Origin of the sequence: Endozoicomonas atrinae (assembly GCF_001647025.1) — a bacterium.
Classification (GTDB): domain Bacteria; phylum Pseudomonadota; class Gammaproteobacteria; order Pseudomonadales; family Endozoicomonadaceae; genus Endozoicomonas; species Endozoicomonas atrinae.
Genome location: NZ_LUKQ02000263.1, coordinates 1 through 7,176 on the forward strand (window position 1 = coordinate 1; position 7,176 = coordinate 7,176).

The following is a 7,176-nucleotide window of genomic DNA, read 5'->3' on the forward strand; positions in this document are numbered from 1 at the left end:
ATACTGTAGTTTCCAACCTCGCATAAAATGAGGTTCAGAAGGGCAGTGCTTTCGGGCATTGCCCTTTTTTGTGGTTTCAAAAAAATAAAAGGGTTTCGGGCTTATGGCAACCACCAATATCTGGCAAAAGTTCAAGGCTCTGATACCTGAAGGTGTGAGAGTTGTTGCCACCATCACCAGCAATAATGGCAATGGCACCAGTCAAGCTGAGCTTCGAGATGGTTCGGTAATTACCATCAAGGGGGAGACAACTGCTGTAGGACAAAAGGTATTTGTCCAGGATGGTGAGATAAAAGGTACTGCACCGAGTCTGGCGCAGTATGAGGTTGAAATTTGATTAAAAACTGATGAGCAAAAAATTCTATCTTTAAGAAACTACAGTATAGTGAGTGGTCTGCACAACCAATAAGGGGTGATCTTTTGGGCAATGCAGCCGGTTAGAGTTCCATCCAGCGTGACCACGATTATTTTTGGATAATAGTTGCTTGGTGCTGTAGTCCAATTGACATTGAGTGCAGTGCACCTTTCCTATACCTTGCCTAATCATATCGTCAGCAATAAGTTGAAAATGCTCCCATGCAGCAGGAACGACAGTAGGCTGAGATATTGAGCTGTCATAGTGATAATCGAGCCAGTTATGAATAGTGTATTCCACTTGAGTTAGGGGGTAGTCATTCGACTCGTCCCACCAACGATTCTGTAAATAATCCAGAATGTCTTGCCGTATAAATGTGAACTCACCGAATGTGTCACTATACCCTCCTTTTTTAGCTTGATAGAGAACGATTTCGCCCACAGGAGGCGGATTCTCCCGAAGCCGCGCTTCCTCTGCCCAATGTTCGCCTGTACCGAAATCATGACCAGGATTAATCAGACGGCGTGGAGAAGAGATTATAAAGAGCGGCCAGAGTATACAGGTTAAAGCGAAATCCCATTTCAGTTCCCGGTATTTACGATCATACTTATCAAATCTGATGAAAATATGATAGGTGAGGTTTATGACCATCCAGGCCATCCCTGCCAGATAAGTGAGCAGAATATTGTAAAGCATACTCAATACAACCCAATTGATAGTAATTGACGTTCTCAACGTAGTTGTCCGTGATGTTGTCATTCATTGAGGTGTTCAGGGTGGTATTTAGAATATCCATAGGGTTTTAATGTATTTATTGAATGTCCTGAATGCTCACTTAAGGGCAGCGCAAAGACTACTGACTCTCAAAGCTCTTCAAAGTCCGGTTATCACTATTCACCCAAGCCGTAAGCCCATTGACACTTCCACCCTGAACAAAACTGGCCGCAGTACTGGGGCTGGAAAATTCATAGTCCTCCGTAAAAATAAAGTGCTCACCCTCAAGGGCAATAATGCCTTTTTCCAGTAAACGCTCTCTGTTTTTGACAACACCTGAAGGGCAGGCCTTAACTGCGACTTTTACAGCCTGAGACCCTTTGAATACCGTAAATCCTTCTTCTGACCGTCTGCCTGAGGCAGCGACTCCCTTGCCCTTCATGTGGAAAAGAGGGACTTCATCACTATTGACTGAAGCTTTGGGTTTGGACTGTAAAGGAGAAAATGCAGCCGTAGCAGAAAACTGGTGAATCCCCAATACTGGTAACAGTTGCAGAATTTTCTGGATAAAAATATCCATCTCTGCGCGGTCAGCCTCAGGTAGAGAGGAACCGCTGGAAACGCTGTTCATCACAATCATGCGTTTGCTGCTGTGAGCCAGCTGGATAAGCTTACCCTCAATATACTTGATGTGGGATTTGGTCAAGTTTTCATCTTTGCTGACAAAAGCAGAGGTATGAACCCAGTAATCTTTTTCTTCCGTCTTTGCGTGCTGCTTAAGGCGCTTTGAAACATTCTCAGCCTCGCCAACATAGAGAACGGGGTCACCAGACTCAGAATCAGTACCTGTTAAGAGGTACACTCCAGGGCTTTGTAGTTCCGGCCGACCTAATAAATCATCAAGATCGCTCCGAGGTCCAGCAATGGCCTTGCCAGTCCAGTTGGAGATTTCAGCAGTACGCAGTCCGGTTGGACTGCCTTTAACGAGGAAGAGTTTGATAGTTGCGGGTTGCATTGAGTCGAGAAATCCCATTTTTACAAAAAATCTTCAGGCTGAGCAATCTTCCAGCCTGGTATAGCCTGATCAATCTTTTCGATGGTTATGGCTAATTTATTCTCAGGCCAGGCAACATCGGCGATAGCAACAACGTCACCACGGCTATTGACTAAGGAATAACCAATTCCTGGGGGCTGATAACCTTTACTTTGTAACTTTCTGAGTACTCCGTTGAGTGCTGAATCGGCGAGCTGGAGTACTTTGTTCCACTGCTTCTCAACCAAACCTTGTTCTAGTCTAAGCTGGTTAATAATTTGCATGTTACGGTGTTTGACATGCATATGGCCATGCTCTTTTCTGTGGCAATCCTCACACAGTGCCTGAAGATTTTCAGGGCGATTATTACCTGCAACAGTATCGATATGGTGGGTGTGCAGCAGGCTTTTGTGGCTATTCAGGTTCACATGACAGTTTTCACAGGTGTAGTTTCTTGATGCCTTGTACTTTGCAGAAACAATTGGCCAATCAGATGTATAGTCTGCTTTACTGGGATCACCTCCAATACCGCTGGGTAAATAAGGAAAGAAGGAACTATAAGTGGAGAAAAACTGAGCTATATCAAAGGAATCCCTTACCATTCGACGAATGGTTCTGTCAGCAGCTCCCTGATAATTGAGCTTTTCAAGGCAGAACATGCACACATCAAGACAGACATCTCCTTCTTTTGTTATTCGATCAATTTTACTTTTTCCGAAAATATGAAATTCGCCCGATAGATTGTTTGTTGCCTTATATTTCTCAAATTGTTTTTGTTTTTTCATTTTTTCAAGATGAGAACAGAAGCCAACATGAAATTTTTTTCGGACTGACTTATCAATTAATGCTTTTTCAATCTCTCTGTTCGTATGGTTGGGAATATAAAGTACTACCTGACGGCCCTCATAAGAAAAAAGACCACCCCTTAACTGAAGTTCTTCAGGGTTAACCTCAATACCTTCGCCACCCAAACTCACATCAATTTCGTCGATAGGTTGGACTTCTTCATCCAGTGAAAAATCGCTGCGACCAGCCCCAATTTGGCTGGAGATATTCCACAAAGCACTAAAGTCAACGTCAAGCTTCATATTGATTATTCCACCAGGATTTTTCTTATTTGTGTTTCAGCATTCGTTACCACTCTGAAATCAACCCGACGAGAACTTCGTGAATCTTCCAATCCATCAGCTGTCAATATCAATCTTGAGGAAGAATAACCAACGGCTGCGACATTCATTCTGATCCAATCTCTGCGTTGCTTATTGACTTCTATATCATGAATATATTTCAGAACAGAATTTGTTCTCCTTTGGGAAAGATTCATATTATGAAAATAGGCATTTTCCTTACTTAACCCTTCCCAGTCAGAGCTGGTATGCCCTTCGATTCTGATTTCTTCAACTACATCATTAAACTGTTCAAGGGTAGAGAGAAATCTCGGGAAAAAGTCACTTAAAATAAGCTGGAATGAATCAGTAAGTTTTGACTTGCCTGTGCCGAATAAAATATCTGGTGATTTGAACCTGAAAGCCAGAGAGTCTTTGTCAATTTCTGCATCCCACTTTGTCAGATCATCTTTAAATTCTGCCATCAGGCTTTCATAGATAGCCACCTGATTGCCCTGATACGCAATCGCAACATCCTTGATTTTGTTCCGTTCAATAATGGCAGAGCGCATCAAGGCAATGGATATGAACAAGAATACCATCATTAATCCGGCCATAAGGTCGGAAACATTCATCCAGTGTTCACTGTCCTGATGGTTAGCTCTACTGGCTTGCCCTATGATTTTTTTCATCATTATCCCCTATGATTATTTTTTGGGGGATTATGAGCAGCGACCATGCGGTGATAGTCTTCGGCCATCTTCTGTGTGATGCTGGTTAGTGCTTTACCAAGTTCTTGCATTACCCGGTTCAGCTCTTGCTGTAATGATTGGTCAAGTGCTGCAAGTTGTCTGTTAACCCCTTCGCCTGAACGGCTGACGGCCTCCCGGATTTGACCTTCAACAGCACCAAGCGATTTTTTGGAGTTGTCCTGTATAGTGGTGAGCACTGTATTAATAGAGCGTTCAAGTTCTCCCTGAAGGTTTTTACTGCTGTGCTCAAGGCGCTCTACCATATCTCTGGTTGTGTTGTGGACTTGAGTAGATCCATCTTTCAATGTGGTAGTGATCGAGTTGGCATTACTTGTGAGGCTATCGGCCATACTGGTAATAGAGGCATTGGTCTGGTTGACGGAGGTACTGAACTGGGTCGCACCTTCCAACATGACCTTTTTCATTTCCTGTGCGCCTTGCTGAAGCTGATCTCCTACTCCCTTAACCTGAGCCTGAATTTCAGGCACTGCTTTAACTGCCTGGTCTCGCATATTTACAAAGGCCTCTAAATGGCGCTGAAGCTCCGCAATTTGATGCTGATTAACTTCCAAAACTGCTTTCAGCTGATCCATAGACGCCGGGATTTCTCCTGTTTTTTCACTGATGGTGGATACGGCATCCCGAGTACTGTCTATTGCTTTGACTCCCTCTGCGTACTGCTGACTCATTTGAGCCAGCTCTTCCATATATTGCTGTTGCCAATCCACCAGTTTTTTTACCGAAGCATCCAGAGCTTTAAAGTTTTCTCCAAATTGTTCTGTCAGATTTTGATTAAACTCCACAATAACTTGCTTCAGAGCTTCGATAACTTTTTCGGTGGCCGATTTGGAGAGCATGTCGGCAAAGTTTTCCATTTGTGACCATAGTTTTAGAGCAAAAGCTTGATACTCTTCATCACGCTTTTTGGCTGCATCTCGAAGGTCGCTGCGAAGATTCTTTAATTGGCCATTAACTGAGCCTTCCTCGTTACCGGCCAAGCTTTCTCTCAGCTGAGTTAGTAGCTCTGTCTGTCCGGATAGCTGCTGATAAATATCCTTAGGGGTTACATCTTCTTTCTCATCTCCATCTTCCCTCATCGGAGCAAATTTCCAAGCATCCAATCCTTTGAAGATGATCGATGCAAACATGCCCACCAGACTGGTGATAAAGGCTGTTTTCAGACCATCTAACAGTAATGAAATACTCTCATCTATCTTATCGGGCTGGAAATGCAACAGACCAATGATAATCCCGGTAAAGGTTCCCAGAATACCTAGTGAAGTCATGACGTTGGGTGCATGTTCGAGAAAACGTGAATGTTTTCCACGACTTGCCTCAAAAATAGCCAGTATAAATACACCCAGAATTAACCAGATAAAAATATCAGTCCAAAGCTCTGATGAAGCCTTATAAAACAAACCCTCGAGAAAATTTCCTGGTGACATTAAAATACCTGTTTAAAGAGTCGTAATCAGCGTTGATCGGCTGTGTTAGTGCTGCCTTTATTTATTGAATAAGTGGCTTATCCCGCCACCTGATCAATAAAAGAATCAAAATTATTAGCCTTGGCAAAGCTAACATTCTCACCCAATGCCTTAAAGTGCTCCCGGCCGCAGTCAATTTTAGCTTGCTCGGTAGGGCGCAGGGCATCACTGAACAGGGAGCCTTTGGTTTCCACCACAAAATAGAGATTCTGGCTGCCGTTGTTCTCCACCAGTACCGCCCAGTCCGGGTTATAGGTACCCAGTGGCGTTTCAATTTTGAACCAGTCTGGCAGTTTGGCGTAAACCTTCACCTCTTCGCTTTTCTCAAAGGCTTCGGCAAAGTCATGCTCTACATCGGAGTCGTAAATGACATGGTCATACACCGACTTACCGGATTCGAGCATGTTCTTACCCAGATAGCCTTTCAGTTCCTTATCCTGGAACAGTTCCTGACAGTAGAAATGGTCATCGCCAATTTTCTGGTACTTGATGCCATCCACAATAAACCGGCGCATCACGCGTTTGATGATGTTCGTGGCTTCATCAATGAACTTCTGAGGGTTATTTCGGAAGGCATCAAGCCGGTTGCACTGGGTAAGGATGCTGACGATTGAGCGACGGGTCAGGTTGGTGGCGTTTTGCAGATAACTGACGATGTCCGGCAACTTATAGTCTTTGGCATCATAGGTATAGGTTTGGGTTTTGCTCTCCGTTACCTCAAGTCCACTGTGCTTGGTGGCGACGATGCCCTTGGCGTACTCAAACTTGGTTTTACCGGCCACCAGGTCTTTCTCAATGGCTTTAGCGCATTCTTCTACCAGGGCATGGTGGTCAAAATCCACCCGGTACGTGGTCTGGTATTTAATGCGTTCCCACAACGACTTGAACTCATCACCCAGGAAAACCGCCTTATTCAGTTTTACCGTTTCCCGCTTGCTGCTGTCTTTGATATTAAGGCCACCCGCTACCTTTTTCAGCACCGCCTGAATCTGCTCAGCCTGTTCCAACACGTCATAAGGCAGGTCAAGGTTGCCCTCCTTCAGTGCCGTTTTAAGGTCGTCCTGAACCTTGCCTTTCTTGTCGATATAGCCTGCATCCAGCAAGTGTTGCCAGATCTGCTCTGACTTCTCAGCGCCAAGAAAGTCCGGTTTTTCACCCTCATGCCGGATCACAATATTGGCAAACAGATGGTCGTCCACCACGCCAAAGCGAATGCCTTCTTCCTCCTCGATCTCTTTTTGCAGGCTGGCGACAAAATCCTCATAGGACTCATTGGCCATTACCGTCAGCGTGTTCACCTCAAACCCATGAACCCGTTCGCCCTTCTGGTTAACGGCAATGCGAAGACCACGACCAATCTCCTGACGTTTTTTAATCACCGAGGCGGTTTCGTTCAGGGTGCAAATCTGGAACACATTGGGGTTATCCCAGCCTTCTTTCAGCGCAGAGTGGGAGAACAGAAACTTCAGTTTGCAGTCCAGGCTCAGCAACCGTTCCTTCTCTTTCATGATCAGGTTGTAGGCACTTTCATCCGCCGCCGTTTTCCCGCCTTCGCCTTTGGCCGAGAGTTTGGAGTCTTTAAACTGTGCTTCACCAGCGCTGTCTTTCTTTTTATCAATGGCGAAGTAACCGTTATGAAGCTGGCTTACTAACGCCTCTGGCGAGGTCTCTTCAAACAGGCTGCGATATTTCCCTTTGCGGGCAATGTTGACATACTCTTCTTCAAAGATTT

7 protein-coding genes are annotated in these 7,176 nt (G+C 44.7%); 1 reads left to right on the forward strand and 6 read right to left on the reverse strand.

Annotated features, from left to right (window positions below; genetic code table 11):
• Nucleotides 1–103: 103 nt before the first annotated feature.
• Nucleotides 104–337 carry a hypothetical protein gene (locus tag AK963_RS23455; RefSeq protein ID WP_066017827.1) on the forward strand — a complete coding sequence of 78 codons (234 nt, stop codon included), beginning with the start codon at nucleotides 104–106 and terminating at the stop codon, nucleotides 335–337.
• Between the two features lie 30 nt (nucleotides 338–367).
• Here AK963_RS23455 and AK963_RS23460 read toward each other — a convergent pair whose 3' ends face one another.
• The 6 genes from AK963_RS23460 to AK963_RS33500 form a co-directional block, all read right to left on the reverse strand.
• Entirely contained in the window at nucleotides 368–1,051 is a 684-nt protein-coding gene (locus AK963_RS23460) for a hypothetical protein (RefSeq protein ID WP_139117609.1), read from the reverse strand.
• A 157-nt stretch (nucleotides 1,052–1,208) separates the two neighbouring features.
• A complete protein-coding gene (locus AK963_RS23465) occupies nucleotides 1,209–2,084 on the reverse strand; it encodes a GIY-YIG nuclease family protein (protein ID WP_066017832.1) in 876 nt (291 codons plus the stop codon).
• Between the two features lie 20 nt (nucleotides 2,085–2,104).
• A complete protein-coding gene (locus AK963_RS23470) occupies nucleotides 2,105–3,190 on the reverse strand; it encodes an HNH endonuclease (RefSeq protein ID WP_066017829.1) in 1,086 nt (361 codons plus the stop codon).
• Between the two features lie 5 nt (nucleotides 3,191–3,195).
• Entirely contained in the window at nucleotides 3,196–3,903 is a 708-nt protein-coding gene (locus tag AK963_RS23475; protein ID WP_202969844.1) for an OmpA/MotB family protein, read from the reverse strand.
• Nucleotides 3,903–5,405: a MotA/TolQ/ExbB proton channel family protein gene (locus AK963_RS23480; RefSeq protein ID WP_066017831.1), complete on the reverse strand. Its 1,503-nt coding sequence runs from the start codon at nucleotides 5,403–5,405 to the stop codon at nucleotides 3,903–3,905. The genes AK963_RS23475 and AK963_RS23480 overlap by 1 nt, the downstream gene beginning before the upstream one ends.
• Before the next feature lie 77 nt (nucleotides 5,406–5,482).
• Nucleotides 5,483–7,176: restriction endonuclease (locus tag AK963_RS33500; RefSeq protein WP_476588285.1), on the reverse strand; the 1,694-nt coding region annotated here is incomplete at its 5' end.